Source organism: Mycetocola sp. Y791, assembly GCF_059445325.1.
Window position 1 is genome coordinate 924,069 of sequence record NZ_JCAIUC010000001.1, and the last position, 21,162, is coordinate 945,230.

The 21,162-nt window shown below is 65.9% G+C and carries 17 protein-coding genes; 10 read left to right on the top strand and 7 right to left on the bottom strand.

All coding sequences use genetic code 11. The annotated features are described in order from the left end of the window. Positions 1 to 44: 44 nt before the first annotated feature. The 3 genes from AC1C2N_RS04285 to AC1C2N_RS04295 all read right to left on the bottom strand — a co-directional run bounded on the left by AC1C2N_RS04285 (position 45) and on the right by AC1C2N_RS04295 (position 2,340). Positions 45 to 248, bottom strand: coding sequence for a DUF5302 domain-containing protein (locus AC1C2N_RS04285; protein WP_483405769.1), 204 nt, complete (start codon positions 246 to 248; stop codon positions 45 to 47). An 82-nt stretch (positions 249 to 330) separates the two neighbouring features. After that, positions 331 to 756 carry a VOC family protein gene (locus AC1C2N_RS04290; protein ID WP_495432996.1) on the bottom strand — a complete coding sequence of 142 codons (426 nt, stop codon included), beginning with the start codon at positions 754 to 756 and terminating at the stop codon, positions 331 to 333. A 927-nt stretch (positions 757 to 1,683) separates the two neighbouring features. Continuing rightward, the gene (locus tag AC1C2N_RS04295; protein WP_495432997.1) at positions 1,684 to 2,340 is read right to left on the bottom strand and encodes a pyridoxine/pyridoxamine 5'-phosphate oxidase; all 657 of its coding nucleotides are present in this window, start codon (positions 2,338 to 2,340) and stop codon (positions 1,684 to 1,686) included. Positions 2,341 to 2,535: 195 nt separating this feature from the next. Here AC1C2N_RS04295 and rpsO point away from each other — a divergent pair, with 195 nt between their 5' ends. Continuing rightward, on the top strand, positions 2,536 to 2,805 hold the full coding sequence (rpsO, locus tag AC1C2N_RS04300; RefSeq protein WP_108390576.1) for a 30S ribosomal protein S15: 270 nt from the start codon (positions 2,536 to 2,538) through the stop codon (positions 2,803 to 2,805). Between the two features lie 124 nt (positions 2,806 to 2,929). On the opposite strand, the gene AC1C2N_RS04305 is transcribed toward rpsO, so the two are convergent. Beyond that, positions 2,930 to 4,672 (bottom strand): glycoside hydrolase family 13 protein, encoded by a 1,743-nt coding sequence (locus tag AC1C2N_RS04305; protein WP_495432998.1) that lies wholly within the window; start codon positions 4,670 to 4,672, stop codon positions 2,930 to 2,932. Positions 4,673 to 4,761: 89 nt separating this feature from the next. Between AC1C2N_RS04305 and AC1C2N_RS04310 the strand changes: the two genes are divergently transcribed. Together AC1C2N_RS04310 and AC1C2N_RS04315 are read left to right on the top strand one after the other, a co-directional pair. Continuing rightward, positions 4,762 to 6,255 (top strand): amino acid permease, encoded by a 1,494-nt coding sequence (locus AC1C2N_RS04310; protein WP_483405774.1) that lies wholly within the window; start codon positions 4,762 to 4,764, stop codon positions 6,253 to 6,255. Positions 6,256 to 6,339: 84 nt separating this feature from the next. Further along, on the top strand, positions 6,340 to 6,822 hold the full coding sequence (locus AC1C2N_RS04315; protein ID WP_483405775.1) for a VanZ family protein: 483 nt from the start codon (positions 6,340 to 6,342) through the stop codon (positions 6,820 to 6,822). 61 nt (positions 6,823 to 6,883) lie between these two features. Here AC1C2N_RS04315 and AC1C2N_RS04320 read toward each other — a convergent pair whose 3' ends face one another. Further along, on the bottom strand, positions 6,884 to 8,029 hold the full coding sequence (locus tag AC1C2N_RS04320) for an acyltransferase family protein (RefSeq protein ID WP_483405776.1): 1,146 nt from the start codon (positions 8,027 to 8,029) through the stop codon (positions 6,884 to 6,886). 138 nt (positions 8,030 to 8,167) lie between these two features. Here AC1C2N_RS04320 and AC1C2N_RS04325 point away from each other — a divergent pair, with 138 nt between their 5' ends. From AC1C2N_RS04325 to AC1C2N_RS04335, 3 genes are all read left to right on the top strand, one after another. After that, complete coding sequence (locus tag AC1C2N_RS04325; RefSeq protein ID WP_483405908.1) at positions 8,168 to 9,280, top strand: LLM class flavin-dependent oxidoreductase; 1,113 nt, start codon at positions 8,168 to 8,170, stop codon at positions 9,278 to 9,280. Continuing rightward, complete coding sequence (locus tag AC1C2N_RS04330) at positions 9,280 to 9,906, top strand: FMN reductase (protein ID WP_483405777.1); 627 nt, start codon at positions 9,280 to 9,282, stop codon at positions 9,904 to 9,906. The genes AC1C2N_RS04325 and AC1C2N_RS04330 overlap by 1 nt, the downstream gene beginning before the upstream one ends. A gap of 68 nt (positions 9,907 to 9,974) precedes the next feature. Beyond that, positions 9,975 to 10,163 (top strand): hypothetical protein, encoded by a 189-nt coding sequence (locus tag AC1C2N_RS04335; protein ID WP_483405778.1) that lies wholly within the window; start codon positions 9,975 to 9,977, stop codon positions 10,161 to 10,163. Here the strand turns inward: AC1C2N_RS04335 and AC1C2N_RS04340 are convergent. Beyond that, entirely contained in the window at positions 10,160 to 13,870 is a 3,711-nt protein-coding gene (locus tag AC1C2N_RS04340; RefSeq protein WP_495433000.1) for a DUF3376 domain-containing protein, read from the bottom strand. The genes AC1C2N_RS04335 and AC1C2N_RS04340 overlap by 4 nt on opposite strands. Before the next feature lie 436 nt (positions 13,871 to 14,306). Between AC1C2N_RS04340 and AC1C2N_RS04345 the strand changes: the two genes are divergently transcribed. Continuing rightward, positions 14,307 to 16,610, top strand: a complete 2,304-nt coding sequence (locus tag AC1C2N_RS04345; protein WP_483405780.1) for a polyribonucleotide nucleotidyltransferase — start codon at positions 14,307 to 14,309, stop codon at positions 16,608 to 16,610. Positions 16,611 to 16,690: 80 nt separating this feature from the next. Here the strand turns inward: AC1C2N_RS04345 and AC1C2N_RS04350 are convergent, their stop codons facing one another. Continuing rightward, positions 16,691 to 17,161, bottom strand: a complete 471-nt coding sequence (locus AC1C2N_RS04350) for an Lrp/AsnC family transcriptional regulator (protein ID WP_483405781.1) — start codon at positions 17,159 to 17,161, stop codon at positions 16,691 to 16,693. A 206-nt stretch (positions 17,162 to 17,367) separates the two neighbouring features. Between AC1C2N_RS04350 and pdhA the strand changes: the two genes are divergently transcribed. Genes pdhA through AC1C2N_RS04365 form a run of 3 tightly spaced genes read left to right on the top strand, consistent with a single transcriptional unit; the run spans position 17,368 to position 21,082 of the window. Then, positions 17,368 to 18,531, top strand: coding sequence for a pyruvate dehydrogenase (acetyl-transferring) E1 component subunit alpha (pdhA, locus tag AC1C2N_RS04355; protein WP_495433081.1), 1,164 nt, complete (start codon positions 17,368 to 17,370; stop codon positions 18,529 to 18,531). Next, a complete protein-coding gene (locus AC1C2N_RS04360; RefSeq protein WP_495433001.1) occupies positions 18,528 to 19,541 on the top strand; it encodes an alpha-ketoacid dehydrogenase subunit beta in 1,014 nt (337 codons plus the stop codon). Before pdhA ends, AC1C2N_RS04360 begins: the two co-directional genes overlap by 4 nt. Then, positions 19,538 to 21,082, top strand: coding sequence for a dihydrolipoamide acetyltransferase family protein (locus AC1C2N_RS04365; RefSeq protein WP_495433002.1), 1,545 nt, complete (start codon positions 19,538 to 19,540; stop codon positions 21,080 to 21,082). Before AC1C2N_RS04360 ends, AC1C2N_RS04365 begins: the two co-directional genes overlap by 4 nt. The last annotated feature ends 80 nt before the right edge of the window (positions 21,083 to 21,162 follow it).

The window sequence follows — 21,162 nt, forward strand, 5'->3', positions numbered from 1 at the left end:
GTGCGTGAGTCGGCACTCACGCACTGACTCGATGGGAGGTGCCGCTAGCCGGTCTTCCTCCGGAAGTCGCGCTGGTGCGTCGCTGGCCCGTGCGCGCCGTGGATGGCTGAGTCACCGTCGAGGTGATCGGTGCCCTTGCCCTGCGACTGCGCCTTCTTGCGTTCGAGCGCTTCGCGGAACTTGCGCTTCGTTTCCTCGGCGCGGTCTGCGGCCTCATCGGCATCCGGTGTCGGATTCTCAGAACTCATTGTGGTCCTCACGCTGGATTTCAACCGTTTCAGTTTATGCACTGACGGGATCCGTTGACAGTGTGGATTTTTCGTGAAGTGTTCATTCGCCGAGGAGGACAGCGCCCGTTTCGTCGATGCTCCAGGCCGGGTTGTGCGCGATCTCCCACACCACGCCGTTCGGGTCGGTGATGTGGCCGTGGTAGCCGCCGAACGCCGCGAACTGCGGCCTTTTCAGCAGCGTCCCGCCCGCGCTGAGGAGCGCTTCGATGGTTTCGTCGACGAGCGTTGGACTGTCGACATTGTGCGACAGGGTGAAGCCGGATGGCTCGGCGGTTCCGGGTAGCAGGAGATCCCGGTTGAACGCGCGGGAGTCGTAGAGACCGAGTACGAGCCCGGGGCCGACCTGGAAGAAGATGATCTCGTCGGGAACGTCCACGAGCGGTTCCCAGTTGAGTCCGTCGACGTAGAAGCGGCGGGCGGCGTCGAGATCGGCGGCGACGGTGAGGAAGTGGAGGCGAGGGTCCATGCCGTCAGGATGCCAGTGCGGCGGTCGAGGGGGAAGGCCCGTCTGGCCTAGGTGATCGTCCTGAGGGAGCCGTTCGCGTCCCGCCCGAGCCACGAGGCCGCACCAGCGTGCTGGAAGTGCCGACGAGAAGCCTTTCGGGAGGAAAAACGTGGGGTCGGCGGGCTATAGCCGCCGGGGCCTCCGCATTTGCCTCCCGGGGCATCGCGGGGCGACGGCCCACGCGTGGTGGCTGGGGTTGTGGGACCAGCGTGGCGGAAGTGCCTGCGAGCCGGTGTTTCGGGAGGAAAAACGTGGGGTCGGCGGGCTATAGCCGCTTGGGCCGCCGCATTTGCCTCCCGAAGCAGCGCCGGGTGCCGGTTCCGGCGGTTGGCTGCCGTTCGTGTCGCGAGTGCCGGCTGCGGCTCGTGTTACCTGTGTCGGCCTGCTGCAGACGCTGGTGTGGGCGGCGGCGCCGGAGTGGGCGCGGGGTGGTCGGTGTGCCGTCGGTGTGTTTCGGGAGGAAAAACGTGGGGTCGGTGGGCTATTGCCGCCTGGGCCTCCGCATTTGCCTCCCGAAGCAGCGCCGGGTGCCGGTTCCGGCGGTTGGCTGCCGTTCGTGTCGCGAGTGCCGGCTGCGGCTCGTGTTGCCCGTGCCGGGCAGCCCCGGACGCCGGTGAGTCGTGGCGGGCGGTGGCGGGCGGCCGGCGGCGGACGTGTGGGGTCGGACGCGGCTGGTCGGTGTGCCGTCGGTGTGTTTCGGGAGGAAAAACGTGGGGTCGGTGGGCTATTGCCGCCCGGGCTTCCGCATTTGCCTCCCGGGGCATCGCGGGGCGGCATCGTGGGGCGGCGGCACGGGGAGTGCGGGACCCGGGGCGCCACGGGGGAGTGTGGAACCCGGTATCGCGGGCGGAAGCCCGAGAGGGGGCGACAGGAGGTGGGAGGGGCCGGCTACGGCCAGAGCAGCCCGCGCTCCCACGACCGCCCGTGCAGGCGGTACTTGAGCCGGAGGTGTCCGCGATCACTGGACGCCTGCCAGAACTCAACCTCGTCGGCGATCACAGCCCACGTGCTCCAGTTGCGGTCGACCCGCCCGGGGTTCCCGGCCACGGCAGCAACGGCATCCTCGAGCGCCTCGCGGTAGGTCTCGGGGGAGTCCAGCGGCTCGCTCTGGTGCCCGACAAAGGCAGCGGCACGCGAGCTCTCCGGCCGCGCCAGGAAGTCTTCCTCGCTGTCGGCCCGCGTCCCCTTCCGCACGGCACCTGTCACCCGCACCTGCCTGCCGAGCTGCGGCCAGAAGAAGGTGAGCGCAGCGAACGGGTTCGCACCGAGGTCTCGTGCCTTCGGGCTGTCATCGCGCGACGCGAACACCCAGCCATGCTCGTCGATGTCCTTGAGCACGAGCGTTCGTGCCGTGACCCGGCCGTCGGGCTCGCTCGTCGACAGTGTCATCGCGTGTGGTGCGGGCACGCCGGCATCCACAGCCTCGGTCAGCCACTCCGCGAAGAGGTCGGCCGGCTGCTCTGGCGCCCGTTCCCAGTCAAACACCGGAAGCTCGTCGGGAAATGACGGAATCGAACGCAGTGTCTCCCGAAGAAGGTGGCTCATGGCATCCCTTTCGCTGCAGGTATGGACGCGGCCCCGGCCTCCCCGGATGTACCGTGTCGAGTGGGTTCACACTAGCGCCGACTCGGCGAGCGAAACCTGCTAAACTCTTGAGGTTGCCGTCAAACGGCCGCGGATAAAGAGAGCCCACGCATTCTGTGACGGGCACCGCGCAACGAGAGAAAAGGGGATCAACCTATGGCACTTGAAGGCGAAGCCAAGAAGGCGATCATCGAAGAGTACGCAACCCACCCGGGTGACACGGGATCCCCCGAGGTCCAGGTCGCAGTGATGACCCAGCGGATCAAGGATCTCACCGAACACCTCAAAGAGCACAAGCACGACCACCACTCACGTCGTGGCCTGCTTCTGCTGGTTGGTCAGCGTCGCCGCCTGCTCGGTTACCTCGCTGATGTCGACATCAACCGTTACCGCTCGCTTATCGAGCGTCTCGGCCTCCGTCGCTAATTTCAGCCGGGAACCGCGTCGGTCCCTGATTTGATCAGGACGATGACAACGCGATCTTCTTGAAAACGGGCCGTTCACCTTCGGGTGAACGGCCCGTTTTTTGTGCACCAGCGGATGCCAGGGGTCAGAGCCGGTACAGCCGCGCCTCCCATGGACGCAGCGGCAGGTCACCGTCAACCGGGTAGTTGCCCAGCACGAGTTCGGCTGCAGCGACATCGAGGGGGAGTGCGCCGTCGAATGGCTCGTCCGACACGTTGGCGACGACGAGCAGACGTTCCGAAGCGGATGTCCTCATGAACGCGTACAGCGTCGGATGCGACGGCTCCAGCAGTTCGAAGTCGCCGAGCGCGACAGTGTCATTCGTGTGCCGCAGCTCGATCAGCCGCTGGTAGAACGCGAACACGCTCGTGCCGCTCGCGCGGTCGGCCTCAGCGTTGATCTCCGGATAGTTCGGGTTGACCGAAATCCACGGCGTGCCCGTCGTGAAACCGGCTTGCTCACTGCCATCCCACTGCATGGGAGTCCGCGCGTTGTCGCGCCCCATCGCGTGCACGGCGCTCAACACGCTCGACGGTGCCACGTCGAATTCCTCGACGGCCTCGCGGTAGTGGTTGAGCGACTCGATATCGCGGTAGTGCTCAATCGACTCGAATTTAACGTTCGTCATACCGATCTCCTCGCCCTGGTAGATGTAGGGCGTGCCACGGTGCAGGTGCAGCACAAGGGCCCACAGCGTCGCCGACTCGTAGCGGTACTCGGTGTCGTTGCCGAAGCGTGACACCAGTCGGGGCTGGTCGTGATTGTTGAGATACAGGCTGTTCCAGCCGGTCTCGGCGAGGCCGACCTGCCAGCGGGCCAGATTGGTCTTGAGGGCAACCAGGTCGAGCGGGATCGGATCGAACTTGTGCTCACCCTGGTCGAGCGAGACGTGCTCGAACTGGAACACCATGTCGACCTCGCCCTGCGTTGGGTCGGTGAACAGCGCAGCATCGTCGATACTCACGCCCGGCATCTCGCCGACGGTGAGGTAGATCTCATCGCGCCCGGCAAAGACCTCGCGGTGCATCTCCTTCAGGTACTCGTGAATTTGCGGTCCCATCGCGAAACCACTGCCAGTACCGCGGTCCGGCCCGTCGATCAGTTCGCGCCGTTTCGCGATCAGGTTGATGACGTCCATCCGGAACCCGTCGACACCGCGGTCAAGCCACCGCCGCATCATCGCGTACACGGCCTGCCGCACGTCGGGGTTCTCCCAGTTGAGATCCGGCTGCTGCTTCGCGAACAGGTGCAGGTAGTACTCGCCGGTCTCCTCGTCGAGCGTCCACGCCGGGCCCGAGAACGCGCTCGTCCAGCCGTTCGGGGCGCTACCGTCGTCCTGCGGTTTACGCCACCAGTACCAGTCCCTCTTCGGGTTATCGAGGGAGGACCGCGACTCGCGGAACCAGGCGTGCTCATCGCTGGTGTGGTTCACGACAAGGTCCATGACAATGCGGATGCCGCGATCGTGCGCTTCGGCGACCAGCGCATCGAAGTCGGAGAGAGAGCCGAACACCGGCTCGATGTCTTCGTAATCGCTGATGTCGTAGCCGTTGTCGTGCTGCGGCGACGGGTACACCGGCGAGAGCCACACGACGTCAACCCCGAGTTCAGCCAGATAGTCGAGCTTCGAACGGATACCGTTGAGGTCGCCGACCCCGTCACCATCGGAATCCGCGAAGCTCCTCGGGTAGACCTGGTAGACGACGGCGCGGGTCCACCAGGGGGCGGCGGGCGCTGGCGTGGTCTCGGTCTCCGTGGCGGGCGCGGTCCCTGCCTCGGCGGTAGCCGCGGTCTCGGCAAGATCGTTCGATACGTGGGTCTCTGTCATGGACACGATCCTCTCATCTCGACGCGGCCGCCGATGTCTGGCATTCTCGGTAGGTGCCCCGTTCGGGTCACACAGACGGGGAGAGCAACATGAGCCTTTGGCGGACCAAAAGCATCGAGGAGTCGCTGGCAGACTCTCACCTCGAGCACCGCAGCCTGAAACGCACACTCGGCACCTGGGATCTCATGGTCATGGGCGTCGCCGTCGCTGTGGGAGCCGGAATCTTCTCGGTCGGAGCCCGTGCAGCGGGTCAGTATGCAGGACCATCGGTCAGCCTCTCCTTCCTGCTCGCCGCCCTCACCTGTGCCCTGGCGATCATGTGTTACGCGGAGTTCGCATCGACGGTGCCCGTCGCCGGGTCTGCCTACACGTTCACCTATGCGACGCTCGGCGAACTCGTCGCGTGGATCATCGGCTGGGACCTGATCCTCGAGATGCTCACGGCGGCAGCGGTCATCGCCAAATACTGGGGCATCTACCTCTCCCTTGTCTTCGACCTGTGGGGGTGGAGTGTTCCGGACACCCTGAACCTCGCGGGACTTCAGGTCAGCTGGGGCCCGTTCATCATCGTCGCGATTTTCACCACACTCCTCGTGCTCGGCACCCAGCTCTCGGCCCGTGTGGGCGCGGTCTTCACAATCATCAAGGTCGCCATCGTTCTCTTCGTCATCGTGGTCGGCGCGTTCTTCATCCGCCCGGAGAACTACGTACCGTTCATCCCGGAGTCGGTTCCGACCGAGGGCGGATCGAGTGACGTCTGGAGCCAGTCGCTCTTCGCGTTCCTCACCGGAGCAGCCCCGGCACAGTACGGGGTATTCGGCCTCCTCGCCGGAGCCAGCCTGGTCTTCTTTGCCTTCATCGGATTCGACGTGGTGGCGACGAGCGCTGAGGAGGTGCGTGACCCGCAGAAGAACCTGCCGCGCGGCATCCTCGGTGGTCTCGCCATTGTTACCGTGCTGTACATCGGGGTGAGCCTCGTGCTCACCGGCATGGTGCCGTACACGACGCTCGCCGAGGCAGAGGACCCGTCGCTCGCCACCGCCTTCGTCGCGGTCGGGGCCGACTGGGCGGCCCAGGTGATCTCCGTCGGGATCCTCGCGGGTCTCACGACGGTCATCATGGTGCTCCTGCTCGGTCTGGCGAGGATCCTGTTCGCGATGAGCCGCGACGGCCTGCTGCCGCGGTCGCTGAGCGTCACGAGCGACAAGCGCCGCACTCCCGTCCGGGTTCAGATCATTTCCGGCGTCCTCGTCGCGCTGCTCGCTGGCCTGACGGATGTCGGTGTCCTCGAGGAGATGATCAACATCGGCACCCTGAGCGCCTTTGTGCTGGTGAGCATCGCCGTCGTGGTCCTCCGCAAGAAGCGGCCAGACCTGCCGAGGGCCTTCCGCGTGCCGCTCTCGCCGTTCCTTCCCATCCTCTCGGCGGTGCTCTGCCTGTGGCTCATGTTCAACCTCACGACCCTCACCTGGGTTCGGTTCCTCATCTGGCTCGCTGCGGGTCTGGTTATCTACTTCGCCTACGGGCGGAGCCACTCGGTCCTCGGCAAACAGAACGCCGAGCGTCGCCTCGCCCAGGAGTGACGGGCAGGGCGCTCCCGGGGGATTCCCCGGAAGTGCTCTGCTCGTGTCCATCCGGACACCAGAGAAGTAGGACAGACTGAACGGATGCTGCACCGTCACCCGATCCTCGGCCTGTTCACTGGCGCGTACCTGGCCTTTGTCTGCTGGGTGACTCTCGGGCCGCAGCCATTCGACGACAGCAACAGCGGACTGATTTTCCGTGCGCTTGGCGTACTCGACCGGTACGAGGCGACCTCCTGGATCACCTACAACGTCCTCGAGTTCGCGGCCAACATCGCCATGTTCTTCCCCATCGGGCTGTTCCTCGTCCTGCTTTTCGGTCGACGACTGTGGTGGCTCGCGATGGCCATCGGCTGCGGCATCACCGTCGTTATCGAGACTGCCCAGCTCTTCATCCCCGGCCGGGTCTCCGACCCGAGGGACCTGGTAGCGAACAGCGTCGGTGCGATCCTCGGTGTGATCGTCGGCCTGCTCCTCACGGCCCGAAAAGCACGACGGCTTCGCGAGGAGCGTGCGGCGCGGTCCACGCCAGTCCGACAGCGATCGGTCGCCGGTTCGGTCAGGTAGCAGGAGCACCGCAGCGCCGCAGGTCCACGCACCGCGTCGCGTCGGCGCCCACCGCGTCGCGTCAGGCGCCCTCGCGAGGAGGGGTCGGCGGACGCTTGGCCTCCGGAGCGGGGTCCCGCTCGGCCCCCGTCGGGTCGCGGCGCGACGGTCCGGGCGGGGCATCCCGGTGATCCGCAAAAATCCACCGCGGTTTCGGCTCGATCACAGGCCGGAAAACGCGCCGTACCGGCGCGCTCGCCAGTGCCACCGAGATAACGACGGCAAAGATCAGCATGGCGACGAGCCAGACATCCGGCAGCGATTCGTGCCGGAGCACCCCGCTCTCCCGAAGCGGATAGAGCACGAAACTATGCAGGAGGTAGACGTACATCGTGTACCGGCCAAACCGGGTCATCCAGGTCTCGTGCCGCGGCAGCAGGACGAAAAACGCCGCGCTGAGCAGGGTGGCAAGGACGATGAGGCCGAGTCGGACAGCGCCACCCCACCACTGGGCTTCACCGAGACCCGCGTACGAGTCGTCGTAGAAGAACCAGAAACGAAGGTCGATCCTCCGCCACAGGTCGATGAAACTCACGAGCACTGCGATCCAGGCGGCGAACAGCGCGATCGCCGCGCCCCGGATCACCCACGTCTGGCGATCAACGACACGCCAGCGCTCGACGAGCTTCCACCTGTGCAGCTGCCAGCCGAGAACAAAGAACGGGAGGATCCCGAGCGTCCGAGCGAGGGAGAACGTGCTGTCGACGTTGTCGAGGTAGCCGACACCGATGGAGATGATCAGTGCCCAGGCGAGCGGCCAGCGCAGCAGCGCCAGGTAGGGGAGGACCAGCCGGAAGATACCCAGCGCCAGCAGGAACCAGAGAGTCCACGACGGCTGCGTCGGATTCAGCTCCTGCTTGCCCTCCACGAGGAACTGGACCAGGGTCCACACGGTCTCGAATATCACGTAAGGAACAAGGATGTCCGTGATCAGTCGTTTCATCTCGCGGGCGCCAGGCGGGCTGCTCTTCGTGAAGTACCCGCTGACGATGGCGAACGCGGGCATGTGGAAGGCGTAGATCAACAAATATACGGTGAGTGCGGCATCCGAATCGTAAATGAGTCGCTGGATGCCGTGCCCCATCACGACGAGGACGATGCAGGCGAAGCGGGCGTTGTCCCAGAACGGTACTCGGGGTTTGGGGATGCTGCCGGTCACTGCTCTCACGCCTCCACCCTAAGCGCCAGCGCCGGTCACCCTGGAGGCCCGCCGGGAATGAATGCGGTCGTAACCCGGTTACACTCGATATCCATTCAAACGAATAGATGACTTCTCTGGTTGGAAAAGACAATGGCGGAAAGCACAATGCAGTTCGGAATCTTCAGCGTCGGCGACATCACTACCGACCCGACGACCGGTCACACCCCCACAGACGCCTCGCGCCTCAATGACGTCCTGACCATCGCTCAGCACGCTGAAGCGGTGGGCCTCGATGTGTTTGCCATGGGCGAGCACCACAACCCCCCGTTCTTCCCGTCGAGCCCCGTCGCGATCAACAGCTACCTCGCGGCCAAAACCTCGACCATCATCCTGTCGACCGCAACGACACTCATCACCACGAACGACCCGGTGCGCATCGCCGAGGAATACGCGATGCTCCAGCACCTCTCCGGCGGCCGGATGGATCTCACCCTCGGCCGTGGAAACACCGGCCCCGTGTACCCGTGGTTCGGTGAAGACATTCGCCAGGGCATCCCGCTCGCCCTCGAGAAGTACGCCCTGCTCCGGAAGCTCTGGCGCGAGGACGTCGTTGACTGGGAGGGCCAGTTCCGCACTCCGCTCCAGGGCTTCACCTCCACTCCGCGACCGCTCGACGGTGTGCCTCCGTTCATCTGGCACGGCTCGATCCGCTCTCCGGAAATCGCCGAGCAGGCCGCGTTCTACGGGGACGGCTTCTTCTCGAACCACATCTTCTGGCCAGCGTCACACACCCAGAAAATGGTTGCCTTCTACCGCCAGCGGTTCGAGCACTATGGTCACGGCCGCGCCGACCAGGCCATCGTCGGGCTCGGCGGACAGGTCTTCATGCGCAAGAACTCGCAGGATGCCGTCCGCGAATTCCGTCCGTACTTCGATAACGCCCCGGTGTACGGCCACGGCCCCAGCCTCGAGGACTTCACCTCCCAGACCCCGCTCACGGTGGGCAGCCCGCAGGAAGTCATCGACAAGACGCTCGGTTTCAGGGACTACGTCGGCGACTACCAGCGCCAGCTGTTCCTGATGGACCACGCCGGCCTGCCGCTCAAGACGGTGCTCGAGCAGCTCGACCTGCTCGGTGAAGAAGTGGTGCCGGTGCTCCGCAGGGAGTTCGCGAAGAACCGTCCGGCCGATGTGCCGGACGCTCCGACCCACTCGTCGCTCAAGGCCGCTGGCGCGTCGGCTCACAACGAGGCTCTCACCGATTCAGAGGTGAAGTAATGACCGCCAGGAAACTCGCCGTCGTTTCGGCAGGCCTCAGCCAGCCGTCATCCACGAGAATGCTCGCCGACCGCCTCACGGACGCGACAGTGGCGCGACTGCAGGAACAGGGTGTCGACGTCGAGGTCACGACGGTGGAGCTGCGCGACGTCGCCACCGACGTCATGAACAACATGCTGACCGGCTTCGCCAGTCCGAAGCTCGAGGCGGTCATTGATGCGGTGACCGGTGCCGACGGCCTGATCGCCGTCACACCGATCTTCACGACGAGCTACAGCGGCCTGTTCAAGTCGTTCTTCGATGTGCTCGACAACCGGTCACTCACCGATATGCCCGTGCTCATCGGAGCCACAGCCGGCACCGCGCGTCATTCCCTCGCCCTGGACTACGCGCTTCGCCCCATGTTCACCTACCTGCATTCCGTCGTCGTCCCGACGAGCGTCTTCGCCGCGTCGGAGGACTGGGGCAGCGGGGCGGACACGGTGAAGACCCTGCCGGACCGGATCGACAGAGCAGCCAGCGAACTCGTGCCGCTCGTCGCGGCATCCGATCGCTCTCGGCAGGTTCGCGACCCGTTCGGATTCGACGCGTCGCTGAGCCCGGTCGGCGGGTTCCAGCCCGGCTGAGCCGCGCGGGAGGACGGGTGCGGAGTACTCGTTCGCTGTTGACGACGATCGTGTGGTCAACTTGAGCCATGAAGACCAGCACAAAGAACCTCCTGATCGGCATCGTCGTCGTCATTCTCGCTGTCGTCGTTGCATCGTGGATCGTCAACATCGCGCTTGCCTTCCTCGCCGCCGCGATCAAGTTCGCCCTGATCGCCCTCGTCGCCGTAGTGCTGCTCATCGTTGTCGGCGCCTGGTGGGCCCGCACCCGCGACTAATCGCGCAAGGCGTCCGGGATGACGGCCGCTTTCCAGGCGTCGCTTCTGCCCTCCGGGATCTCGGGCAGCCACCACACGTGCTGACCCCAGACAAAGACCATCACGATAACCGTGGCAGCGACGTGAAGCGGCGTCGCATTCGTGCCGGGCAACAGCATCGAGACCACGACGACCGCCGCGGCTGCCGCACCCGCGACCGCTGACACGGTCACCGTGTTGAGCAGCCAGGTGCGCGGGAGTCGCGCCCTGACCGGCAGCCACCCGACCGTCAGCAGGAGAGCGACGCTGAAGCCGGCCAGCGCAACACCGGCAACAACCACCAGGTCGGATGCCGGGAGCCCGAAAATGCCGCCGGTTCCGCTCGCGCCGGCACTGACGTCGGCGACGAACCCGGGCAGCGCGAGCACGAGAGCAATCCAGACGGCGTAACCGACGGCGCAGGCGCCGAAGGTGAGGGCGGGCGTGCCCCTGTCACTCGGCGATCGCGCGAGGTGCAGTGCCAGTGCGGCAAGGATCACCGCGGCGTAGGCGAGGATCCAGAACGACGCGCCGAGGCCGTTGCCGGCCAGCAGCAACGCCGCGATCCCCAGGGTTGTGCACGACCCGGCCGCGCACGTCGCCGCCTGCCAGGTGGCAGCCGTGCGCAGCGTGTGTGCCGACGCCAGCGCACGCGCCAGCCAGCTGGCGGGCGCCCGCTCTCTGGCAGCCGCGCCCTCTCTGGTATTCGGGCTCGGTGGGGCATCCGCTTTCCGGGCCCCATCCGCTTTCTCGATGGCACCGATGAGGTGTCGCCAACGGTGCACGGCGACTCCGAGTCCGGCGACCAGTGCAACGAATATTGCCGCGAGGATGAGGGCTCCCGCCAGTACCGTCCCCGCGCCGGGCGCGCTCACGGTGACCGGGGTTGAGGATGCTGACAGAACGATGGTTGCGCCGAGAATCAGCACAGCGGCTCCCGCCCTGACCGGTGTGGCAACGAGCGGCACGAAGAGGACCAGTGGACGCAGGAGCGCGAGGAACAGGCGTCCGGGCGTCGACGTTGATCCCGAGATCGCCCGGGATGTCACGCGGATGCTGCGGGACAGCACGGCGAGAAGGTACCCAGGCGAGAGATCCCCGAGCGTGTTTCCGCCGCGGGTGAACGCGGAACGGATCTGGTGTGGTGGCGCTGTTTCGCCCGGGTCCGCCGGAAAAGGTCGGTCAGGGCTCGCCGCCGCGTCCGCCAGCACACTGGACTGCACGGCGTCGATCGATGGCGGTTCGGTTCTCCTTCTGCCCGCCTGTTCGAGCGGCGGGTAGGAATGGATGAAGCGGGTCATGCCCGCAGCGGCATCCAGTCGTCCCCACCACCAGTCATTCGCGCGCCACCCCCTCGCGAGGAACCCGCCGAAGTTGACGGCGGCTATGCCGGCGAGCTTGTCTCGCGACGTGAGAGGTGTGCCGAACAGGCGAGCGAGGACGTCCTGGTCGATGTCGCTGGTCGGGCGTGAAAGTGCTGTGCGTGTTGCTGTCCGCATCTTGCGCTCGAGCAAGGCCGTGTAGTCGCCAGGCCTGGCCGCTGGTTCATCTCCGGTGATCCGCCAGAACGCCAGCGCGGAGATGGGTTCGGGGATCCCCATCGCCGCGAGGAACGGGGCAAGGTCGAGTGCTGTGAAGTCCGGTCGGCGCATCGGAATCCCGCTCCACGGCACATGTGCCCACACCCGGGCGGTGTGCGTGCTGGTGGTTGAATCGGCGTTGCTGCTGCGAGTACCGGTCTCGCCATGGCCGGGCGACGCGGTGCGGAGCGCGTCGAGGCACTCATCGAGGACGGCCCAGTGCCTCGCAACGGCACCGACGGCGGCGGAGTTCTCGCGAATCCATGCCGCAAGAACTGTGTCGGCCAGCCGGGCGGGCGACGATGCCGCGTCGAGCCGCTCGGCGTCGTCGAGCACGGCGCGAAGGCACAGGTCCCGCGCGTCGGTTGCCCGTGCGAGGACCTCGTAGACCCTGAGCCGGATGTCGGCGACCGCATCACTGGTCGCCACGACGCTTTCGAGCGACCGCACCCAGTTGAGCAGCGACAGCGTCGCATCCAGCAGCGCCTGGGGTCCGACGACGACAGCGCGGAAGAACTCCCTAGTCTCGGATTCGCCGGACAGATCGTCGAAGACGCGCTTGAAAAGGTGATCCAGTCCGCGACGTTCCTCGGCTGATCGCGCACGCCAGTCGGACCGCGTCGGCAGGTTGGTGCCGAGCTGCCACAGCGAGGGATCGGCGAGCACAAGCGTGATCCGCTGCAGATCCGCCGCCGCCCGGTACCGGATGTAGGCGCGTTGCGCCTCCACCCGGTCGTAGTCGTCAACGGCCGCTGGGGAGAAAACGGCGAAGGACTCGCTCCGTCCCTCCGATTGTTTGAGGGCGAGGCGGAACCGCTCGACTTCGTCTTCCTCCTCCGGCCCTGACTCCCTCATCACCTGTCGTCTCAGCGCCGCGACGATGACGGAGAGAAACTGGGACTGCCTGTCAGCCAGCCGCTCGAGCAACCGGTGGGGTCCGGCGGGCGCCGAGCCAGCATCCGCCCGCCCGTAGTGGGTCGGTCGCACCGAGGCGAGCGGCTCGGTCGGGGGACTCGGGTCGAGGTACAGCAGCGCCCGGGTGGCATTGACCCTCGAGGCCATACCGCGGACCGCCCGAAACGCCCGATCAATCGGAACGTTATCGAGCACGCCACCGTCGACGACGCGAAACGGATGTGACCAGTCGTCCCGGTGCGCGTGGAACGCGAAGGTCATATCGATGCTCTCCACATCCGGGACCCACGGGCCGTTGAGGGGTAGGCGCGTCGACTTCGAGAAGATGAGCGCAGGCTCGAACGCGCCCGGAAACGATGACGTCGTGCGCGCGGCGTAGGCGAGTCGAGCCAGGTCGGCTGCCGGCACCGGCCCGTCGCCGGAGGGAATCGCGCGGCCATACTCTGACGCCGAACCGTCATCACTGCCGACGAAGTGGAAATGACCGTTGGCGTCCTCAGTTGGCCGCGCGGCGGCATCCGTGTTGTCGATGAGCGTTGCCGAGAGATCAACGGCCATGCGGGTTGCACGGTGGAACGGATGATTGCCGGTGCCCGCATAGAGACGGTGGAGGACGCCCTTAAGTTCGGGCCAGAAGTATCCGTCACCGCGCAGGATGGAATCGACGCGCTCGAACCCGGGCGGGCGCAGGAGCCGCCAGACACTTCCTATGTCGCGCCAGACCGGCAAAAGCGCATCGACATCGGCACCCGCGCGCTGCGCTGTGGCGTACATCACGGCGTTGAGGCCACCGGCACTCGCACCGGCCAGAACGTCGAACTCGATGGCGTCGAACCCGCGCGAGTGCAGGAGTCGTGCGTAGGTCACGACGCGGTCGAGCCACACGGCGTCCAGCGTGATGTTTGATAGTGACTCCATCCCCCCCAGTGACGGGGGCACGATCACGGCGTACGTCGACCCGCCGGCATCCGTGCGGATGCGGATGCGACGCCACAGGTCCATCTCTGCTGTCGCACCACCGATCCAGACCGCGAGGCTCACTCCGCCGCGCATGGCCAGGGCGGCACGCAGAATTCGCGAGTGACGGGGCTGGAGCGCATCGAACTCGCTGACGCTGATCCGGCGGGGAGTGAGGCGCTCGCCGGGGTCGAGCGCGACCGCCATCAAGGTCGCCGGTTGCGCGCTGGTACCCATGTGCCATCCTTGCCGCGAGAGTGATGCGAGTCACCGTACTCTCGCGTCGATGCCTCTCGGTAGTGGCTCGATCGGAGGCTCAGGACGACGGTGGAGGCAGCCGTCTGGCCACCGAGCTGTCGGCCGTTCACCCAATGGACACGCGGGATGAGCAACTTCCCAGCGCACAAAAGGGGCCCTCTGCTAGGCTGGACACGGCTCGATAGCAATATCGGGCCCACATCAACGGAGCAGGCCGGCAGGAAGCTGGTCCTCGGTGGTGAATTTCTCTCACGTCGGTCTTCCCGACGTTCCTCCCTTCGGTGTATCGGCGGTAGTGAGAGCGGTTTTCTACTGGAGATCAGCCAGACCACACGGTCTGAGAATTTACTGCCTGTTCCTGCTCCTCGCAGAGCGTGCGCCCACACGGGGCAGCGCTAAACGTAAGGAGAGACCTATGGAAGGTCCAGAAATCAAGTTCGCCGAGGCAGTCCTCGACAACGGCAAGTTCGGAAAGCGCACAGTCCGCTTCGAAGCAGGACGTCTTGCACAGCAGGCACAGGGTGCCATTGCTGCATACCTCGATGAAGAAACCATGCTTCTCTCGGCCACCAGCGCCGGAAAGCACCCCAAAGACCAGTTCGACTTCTTCCCCCTCACGGTGGACGTTGAAGAGCGCAGCTACGCTGCAGGCAAGATCCCCGGCTCGTTCTTCCGTCGCGAAGGTCGTCCGTCTACCGAGGCCATCCTCGTTTGCCGCCTGATCGACCGTCCGCTCCGTCCGTCATTCGTGACCGGCCTGCGCAACGAAGTCCAGATCGTCATCACCGTCCTGAGCATCGCTCCCGACGAGTTCTACGACGCCCTGGCGATCAACGCAGCATCGATGTCGACGCAGATCTCGGGACTTCCGTTCTCGGGCCCGATCGCCGGCATCCGTCTCGCCCTCATCAACGGCCAGTGGGTCGCATTCCCGAAGGCATCGCAGCTCGCTGACGCCGTCTTCGACCTCACTGTCGCCGGCCGCCTCGTCACAGACGAGAACGGCAACGAAGACATCGCCATCATGATGGTTGAAGCCGAAGCCACCGAAGGTGCATGGGGCCTCATCCAGGCCGGCGCCCGCAAGCCGAACGAAGAGGTCGTCGCCGAGGGCCTCGACGCCGCGAAGCCGTTCCTTCTCCAGCTGGTCAAGGCTCAGTCCGAGCTCGCCGCACAGGCTGCCAAGGAAGTTCGCGAGTACCCGGTCTTCCTCCCGTACACCGACGAGACCCTCGCCGCTGTCTCCGAACTGGCCAAGACCGAGCTCACCTCGATCTACCAGATCGCCGACAAGCAGGAGCGTCAGAACGCTGACGACGAGCTCAAGGACCGCGTCAAGGCTGCCATCGCCGCCAAGGTCGAAGCAGGCGAACTGCCCGCAGACGCCAACAACCAGGTGTCGGCCGCGTACAAGTCCGTCACCAAGGACATCGTCCGCAGCCGCATCCTCACCGAGGGTGTCCGTATGGACGGCCGCGGCCTTGCAGACATCCGTCCGCTCGACGCCGAGGTTCAGGTCATTCCTCGCGTTCACGGTTCGGCGATCTTCCAGCGCGGAGAGACCCAGATCCTGGGTGTCACCACGCTGAACATGCTCAAGATGGAGCAGCAGATCGACTCACTGAGCCCGATCACGAAGAAGCGCTACCTGCACCACTACAACTTCCCGCCGTACTCCACCGGTGAGACCGGCCGCGTCGGTTCGCCGAAGCGTCGCGAGATCGGGCACGGCTTCCTCGCCGAGCGCGCACTCGTTCCGGTTCTTCCGAGCCGCGAGGAATTCCCGTACGCCATCCGTCAGGTGTCTGAGGCTCTCAGCTCCAACGGTTCGACGTCGATGGGTTCCGTTTGCGCCTCGACCCTGTCGCTGCTCAACGCCGGTGTGCCGCTGCGCGCCCCGGTTGCCGGTATCGCCATGGGCCTCGTCTCCGACGAGGTTGACGGCCAGACCCGCTACGCGGCTCTCACCGACATCCTCGGTGCAGAAGACGCACTCGGCGACATGGACTTCAAGGTTGCCGGTACTTCTGAGTTCGTCACGGCGATCCAGCTCGACACCAAGCTCGACGGCATCCCCGCCTCCGTGCTCAAGGCCGCGCTGACCCAGGCCAAGGAGGCTCGCACCACGATCCTCTCCGTCCTGAACGCCGCGATCGACGCTCCGGATGAAATGGCACCGACCGCACCTCGCGTGATCAGCGTCAACATCCCCGTCGACAAGATCGGTGAGCTGATCGGCCCCAAGGGCAAGACGATCAACGCCATCCAGGACGAGACCGGCGCAGACATCTCGATCGAAGAAGACGGCACCGTGTACATCGGCGCTGTCGACGGACCGTCGGCTGAGGCAGCTCGTGCCCAGGTCAACGCGATCGCCAACCCGACCAACCCTGAGGTTGGCGAGCAGTTCCTCGGAACCGTCGTGAAGATCGCCACATTCGGCGCCTTCGTCTCGCTGCTCCCGGGCAAGGACGGCCTGCTGCACATCTCTGAGGTGCGCAAGCTCGCCGGTGGCAAGCGTGTTGAGAACGTCGAAGACGTCCTCGGCGTCGGACAGAAGATCCTCGTTCAGATCACGAAGATCGACGACCGCGGCAAGCTCTCGCTTGAGCCGGTTGTCGCCGAAGAGTCTGAGCGTGTTCACTCCGAAGAGCCCGCTGAAGGTGGCGACACCGCGCAGGCTCCTCGCGTTCACGCCGAGCAGCCCGCTGAAGGCTAAGCAGCTCTCTTCTGAATAACGGATGCCCCGCCTCGAGAAATCGAGGCGGGGCATCCGTTCGTTAACGTGTGACGTCGGGCTTAGTCCCGTTGCGCGCGCTCCAGCAGGGGAGCGGCCCGGAACGGGATCAGCTCGCCCATCGCCAGCGAGGTCTCGGCGCGGTCGACCCCGTCGCACGCGAGGATGAGGCTCGACACGCGGAACAGGTCGTCGGCGTCGGTGGCAACGACCCGCACGAGGAGGTCACTTGAACCACTCAGCCCGTGCGCCTGGATGATCTCGGGGATCTTCGAGAGCTGTTCGACGATCGCCCCGAGCTTCTGCTGCTGCAGATGGACCGAGATGAACGCCGACAACGGGTAACCCAGCGCGGCCGGGTTGATCCGCCGCTCGAACGAACCGAGCACATCGGTCGAGTCGATGGCGCTCAGCCGTGCCTGCACGGTGTTGCGTGACAACCCGAGTTTCTCGGCGAGGGCAACGATCGACGATCGCGGATCTTCAGCGAGCGCCAGGAGAAGGCGAGTGTCTGTGCGGTCGAGCTTGTGCATAGTGCCAGAGACTAGCAGCCCCTGTTTCGATCTCACCGGGCAGAATGCGCAATCGGAACGACGACGGTTGTGCCCATTGACGGCCCGGCGTACCGTCGCACGTACATCTGGCAACGGCGCCGGATGCTGAATTGCTGCGATCCAGCGGTTCAGTACACGAAAGAAAGTGGCGTGTAACTGTGTCCACCACCCATGAAGGCACACGAATTCACGAGGCGCACGACGAGTACGGTCTGCACCTCGGTTCCCTCGAAGATGTCGTCCAGCTCGTTCGGCCGGACGGCACACGCGTCAGCAACCCGGGTTTCGATCCGTGGGTCGACGACGTCTCCACAGAACAGCTCATCGACCTGTACGAAGACATGGTCGTCGTCCGGCGCATCGACACCGAAGCCACAGCGCTTCAGCGGCAGGGTGAGATCGGACTCTGGCCACCGCTGCTCGGCCAGGAAGCCGCGCAAATCGGCTCGGCCCGTGCGCTGCGAAGCGACGACTTCGTGTTCTCGAGCTATCGAGAGAACGGCGTCGCCTACTGCCGCGGCGTCGACTTCACCGACCTGATGCGGGTCTGGCGCGGCAGCGCGGCATCCGGCTGGAATCCGTACGAGGTCGGCATGGCCACACCGGCCGTCATCATCGGCGCACAGACTCTCCACGCCACGGGGTACGCGCTCGGCTGCAAACACGACGGCGTCGACTCGGTCACGATCGCCTACTTCGGCGACGGCGCAACGAGCCAGGGCGACGTCAACGAGGCTCTCGTCTTCGCGGCGAGTTTCTCGGCCCCGGTCGTCTTCTTCTGCCAGAACAACCAGTGGGCAATCTCCGAACCGGTCGGGCTGCAGTCGCAGCGCCACATCTCGGACCGTGCACCGGGCTTCGGCATCCCGAGCATGCGTATTGACGGCAATGACGTGCTCGCGGTGATGGCCGCGACGCGCATCGCTCTCGATCGGGCGCGCTCCGGCGGGGGACCCACCTTCATCGAGGCGGTCACCTACCGGATGGGTCCGCACACCACGAGCGATGACCCCACCCGATACCGTCCGGCGGGCGAACTCGACGAGTGGCGCGCAAAGGATCCGATCACGCGCATCGCCGCCCTCCTCGACGCGCGCGGCGCGTTCACGGAAGAGCTGCGGTCGAGAGTGGATGGAAGATCGGATGCCGTGGCCAGCGAACTGCGGGCGGCGTGCCTCTCCATCCCCAAACCAGATCCGCTCACCGTTTTCGACCACGTCTTCGCCGAGCCGCACTCGGGCCTTGAGCGGCAGAAGAGCCAGTACGCCGCGTACCTCGCGTCGTTCGGAAGCAGCGATGCCGACAGCGACGCCGAAGGCGACAGCGACGCCGAAGGGAGCGCGTCATGAGCCAGATGACGATGGCCGGTGCGCTCAACGACGGACTCCGTCGCTCGCTCGCCCGCGACGACAAGGTGGTGCTCCTGGGAGAAGACATCGGCAAGCTCGGCGGAGTCTTCCGCATCACGGACAAGCTGCAGGGGGAGTTCGGTCCTCGTCGCGTGATCGACACCCCGCTCGCCGAGGCCGGCATCATTGGCACGGCGGTCGGCCTCGCCATCCGCGGGTATCGCCCGGTCTGCGAGATCCAGTTCGACGGCTTTATCTACCCGGGCTTCGACCAGATCGTCGCCCAGGTTGCCAAGCTGCACTACCGAACCCGGGGCAACGTGAGAATGCCCATCACCATCCGTGTGCCCTTCGGTGGCGGCATCGGCGCTGTCGAACACCACTCGGAGTCACCCGAGGCGTACTTCGCGCACACGGCAGGACTCCGGGTGGTGTCGTGCTCAAACCCGCAGGACGCCCACACGATGATCCAGCAGGCCATTGCCAGCGACGACCCCGTGCTGTTCTTCGAACCCAAGCGCCGGTACTGGCAGAAGGGCGACGTCGACACCGAGCTCGGGGCAAAGGCGGCGCCGCTCGGCCAGGCTCGGGTCGTGCGGCCGGGAACCGACGTCACACTGGTGGCGTACGGCCCGCTCGTGCGGACGGCGCTGGATGCCGCTGCTGCGGCGGCAGACGACGGTGTGGCAGTTGAAGTCATCGATCTCCGCTCACTCTCGCCGGTGGACTTCGCGACGGTGGAGGCATCCGTTCGGAAAACCGGCCGGCTGGTGATCACCCACGAGGCCGCGCAATCCGGCGGGATGGGCGCTGAGATCACCGCGTCGATCACCGAGCGCTGCTTTGACTGGCTCGAGGCCGCGCCGGCGAGGGTCACCGGGTTCGACACGCCATACCCGCCGGCCTCGCTCGAGGACGCGTTCCTGCCCGACCTCGACCGGATTCTCGACGCTGTCGATCGCGTCCTCGGCCGTCGAAATTCCCTGACGGGTTGGAAGGCAACAGCATGAGCATCGTGAACTTCGCCCTGCCCGATCTGGGTGAGGGGCTCACCGAGAGTGAGATCGTGGCGTGGCGGGTTGCCGTCGGTGACACGGTGACGCTCAACCAGGTCATCGCCGAGGTCGAGACAGCCAAGGCGCTCGTCGAGTTGCCGTCTCCCTTCGCCGGCACGGTGTCGCAGCTGTTCGCCGACGAGGGCACGACGGTCAACGTCGGTGAGCCGATCGTGGCGTTCGAGGTCACGGTTGGTCTGGGGACCGACGAGCCAACTGATGTGCCCACTGACGGAGCACCGAATGACGTCGACGTCGACGCCGAGACGGGAGCGGGTGAACCGGATGCCGGTAGTCAGCGGGTGCGGACGGCAGCTGGTGGTTCTGGTGCGGCCGTCGATGCGGCGTCGGCGGAGAGTTCGCGGGGGAGTGGAGAGCGGGAACCGGTGCTGGTCGGGTACGGGCCGCGGGTCGACCGGGGTGACCGCCCTCGGCGGCGTTCACGCGCGTGGGGAGCGGACGAAGGCGGTACCGGTGGAAGCGCCGTGGCCGGCGACGTACGCAGCGACGAGGGGCTCGACGCAGGCAGCACGATCGTACCGGAGGAGCCAGCGACTTCGGGGGCCGAGCGCCCCCGCTCGACACCGCCCGTTCGGAAGCTCGCTCGAGATCTGGGTATCGACCTCGCAACGGTCACGGGCACCGGGGAGATCGGGCTGATCACGCGGGAGGACATCGAGCGGGCCGCCGGCCGCGTGACGGCATCCGTTACCGGGCCGATCGAACACGGCCGCGAGGACGTCAGTGAAGTAGTCGACGGGAGGGCTCTCACGCCGAGCGTGGAGCGTGGGCGTCGAGCGGATGTCAGGGTTCCGATTCGAGGCGTTCGAAAGGCGACCGCCCAGGCGATGGTGCGGTCCGCGTTTACGGCGCCGCACGTCACGGAGTTCCTTACGATCGACGTGACCGCCGGTATGGACCTCGTGCGGTCGCTCGCGGACACTCCGGAGTTCCGGGGCAAACGTCTGTCGATCCTCACCCTCGCGGCAAAGGCGATGATCCTGGCGGCTGCCCGGACTCCCGAAGTGAATTCGCGGTGGGACGAAGACGCACAGGAGATCGTGCAGCTCGGCGCTGTGCATCTCGGTATCGCCGCCGCCACCGGGCGTGGGCTCATCGTGCCGAACATCAAGGACGCGGACACCCTGAGTCTCGCCGGGCTGCGTGACGCGCTCGACGCGCTCATCGAGAGCGCTCGGGCTGGGGCGACCAGCCCGCAGAGCCTCGCCGGCGGAACCATCACCATCACCAATGTCGGCGTGTTCGGTGTCGACGCCGGCACGCCGATCCTCAACCCGGGTGAGGCGGCGATTCTCGCCATCGGGGCGGTGCGGCGGACGCCATGGGAATACCGGGGCGAGATCGCGCTGCGCGAGGTCATGACGTTGAGCCTGTCGTTCGACCATCGTCTCGTGGACGGGGAGCAGGGCTCGAGGTTCCTCGTCGATGTCGGCAACATCCTCAGCAACCCGGGGATGGTTCTGACGATGGTGTGAGGCGCCGGAGTGCCGGTGACGCTGACGCACATTGGTTGCGATCGGAGCGATCCCGTGCGAAGATTTCTACTTCTGTTCCC